The following is a 2132-nucleotide window of genomic DNA, read 5'->3' as shown; positions in this document are numbered from 1 at the left end:
TAATAATGATTTTCCTTCGTTGGATGTTCTCCAATGAATGGAAGATTATCAGTAGATTCTCCAAAAGTCGCAGCGTATCCATAATCTATGCTTATATCGTATTGTGGGAATAGTTCTCTTGCTTGGAAAAGAAGATTTTCTACTCTCTTCATCGTCAGCTCTTCCGATTGTGGTGCCTCAGGCTGGTCTTTGTCCATACCACCTATAATTAATCTACCTTCTTTGCATGTACGAGCGTATAAGTAAGGTCGCTTTGTCTCCCATATTAAAGCTTTTTCATGCCATTCACTTAAATTACTAATAGGATTGCTGACGAACACATAAGAATGATTGATATCAGCTCCACTACGTTTTCCAACAGGGACATCCTCATATCCTGTCGTATATACAACTTTTTTAGCATAGAACGATTTTCCAGTTGTTCGAACTTCCAGATCATCATCTCTATCTATCACATTGATAACTTCTATATATGGATATAGATGAACACCTAGCTCTTCCGCTTTTCGAAGAACCCCTTGTACAAACTTTAACGGGTTAACCTCTGCATCACCTAAAGTTAGCAGGGCGCCATCCTTGGAAAAGGAAAATTTTTTGGCTATCTCGTTCCTTCCTAAATAATCACAAGGAAAGTTATATTTTTGAAGTGTTATGTATTCTGCCTTTAGCTTCTCAACATCATTTTCTTCGCTAGCAAAACACAGGCTAGGGCGTCGTATAAAATCCGAATCCTCATCGAGACTTTTAGCCACAAGCTCTAATTCATCCATTGCTTCATAACAGAGCTGATAAAAGCGAACAGCATCCTTTTCGCCGATTTGGTCAATTAGTTCATGAAGCATAATGTCATTTGAATACTGAAGTAATCCTGTATTCGCACTAGTGCTGCCGGTACCCATCATACGTTTATCTAATACTGCAACCTTCAATCCGGTCTTCGCAAGCGATAGCGCAGTTAAGGAGCCAGACATTCCTCCACCGACAATAACGACATCGTATATATCTAAAGGCTCAATGAATTTTGGTGTAAATGGTTTTGTTGTAGTTGGCCAATAAAGAGACCCGTTATGTAGATTCATATGTACCTCCAAAGAGTTTTTTAGAATTATATACCCTTAATTTTTATTTTCAATCCATGTTATAATAATATGTGATAAAAGTATTAAACTGCTTGTTTAAGTGCTTTTAATAAACTAAAGGATGATGTATATGACACAGGAAAAACCTCGTGTATTAGTTATAGATGGTATGGCATTATTATTCCGTTCTTTCTTTGCAACTGCTATGTCAGGAAACTATTTTAAAAATGAAAAGGGGATTCCAACGAATGCAGTACAGGGCTTTGCACGTCACGTATTGGCAGCACAGGAGCTAATGAACCCTACTCATATGGCGGTTTGCTGGGATAAAGGAATGAAGACATTTAGAAATGATCTATTTGATGGGTATAAGGCGAATCGGCCAAAGCCGGCAGAGGAGATGATTCCTCAATTTGATATGGCCCAGGAGCTGTCAGAGCATTTAGGATGGCAAAACTTTGGGATAGTTGGAATGGAAGCAGACGATACGATTGCATCTATCACACATAAATGGAAAGACGAAGCACAGTTCACGATTGTCAGTGGGGATAAGGATTTGCTTCAGCTTTTAGATCCTTCAACTGAAATTGCATTCACGAAAAAGGGTTTTACGATATATGACTACTATAATCATGAAAGATTCACAGATGAATACGGTATCTCTCCACTGCAGTTCCCGGATGTGAAGGCTTTTATGGGAGATTCCAGTGATGGTTATGCAGGCGTGAAGGGTATTGGACCGAAAACTGCTCTTCAGCTTATACAAGCCTATGGTTCAGTTGAAAAGGTAATAGACTCTATACATCTCTTAACAAAGGGGCAGCGAACAAAAATTGAAGCTGACTTGGAAATGCTTCACTTATCGAAGCAGCTTGCCACAATCAGTAGAGATGTACCAATTGAAGCGGAGCTCGATCACTTAGTCATACCGAATATTGATACGAGCAAATTCGATTTTTTATATGAGCATGGCTACACTATTTTAGACCGTCAGCTGCAAGGGAAACAGAAGCCGGTGGGACAACTTTAACAAATGTGAGGATGGGAGCATTT

2 protein-coding genes are annotated in these 2132 nt (G+C 39.2%); one reads left to right on the top strand and one right to left on the bottom strand.

Translation table 11 applies throughout. The features are described 5' to 3' along the window. A partial coding sequence (locus tag AC06OU_RS07260; RefSeq protein WP_475854951.1) for an NAD(P)/FAD-dependent oxidoreductase occupies positions 1-1079 on the bottom strand: 1079 nt, incomplete at its 3' end. Positions 1080-1209: 130 nt separating this feature from the next. Here AC06OU_RS07260 and AC06OU_RS07255 point away from each other — a divergent pair. Beyond that, the gene (locus AC06OU_RS07255; RefSeq protein WP_475854950.1) at positions 1210-2109 is read left to right on the top strand and encodes a 5'-3' exonuclease; all 900 of its coding nucleotides are present in this window, start codon (positions 1210-1212) and stop codon (positions 2107-2109) included. Positions 2110-2132 lie beyond the last annotated feature (23 nt).

It is taken from the genome of Psychrobacillus sp. (genome assembly GCF_056205495.1).
The sequence above is the reverse complement of the archived record's forward strand: the minus strand, read 5'-3'. Positions and strand labels throughout refer to the sequence as shown.

Bases quoted from the DNA above. Each gene is read 5' to 3' on its own strand.
- AC06OU_RS07255 (WP_475854950.1), top strand. From the start codon at position 1,210: ATGACACAGGAAAAACCTCGTGTATTAGTTATAGATGGTATGGCATTA.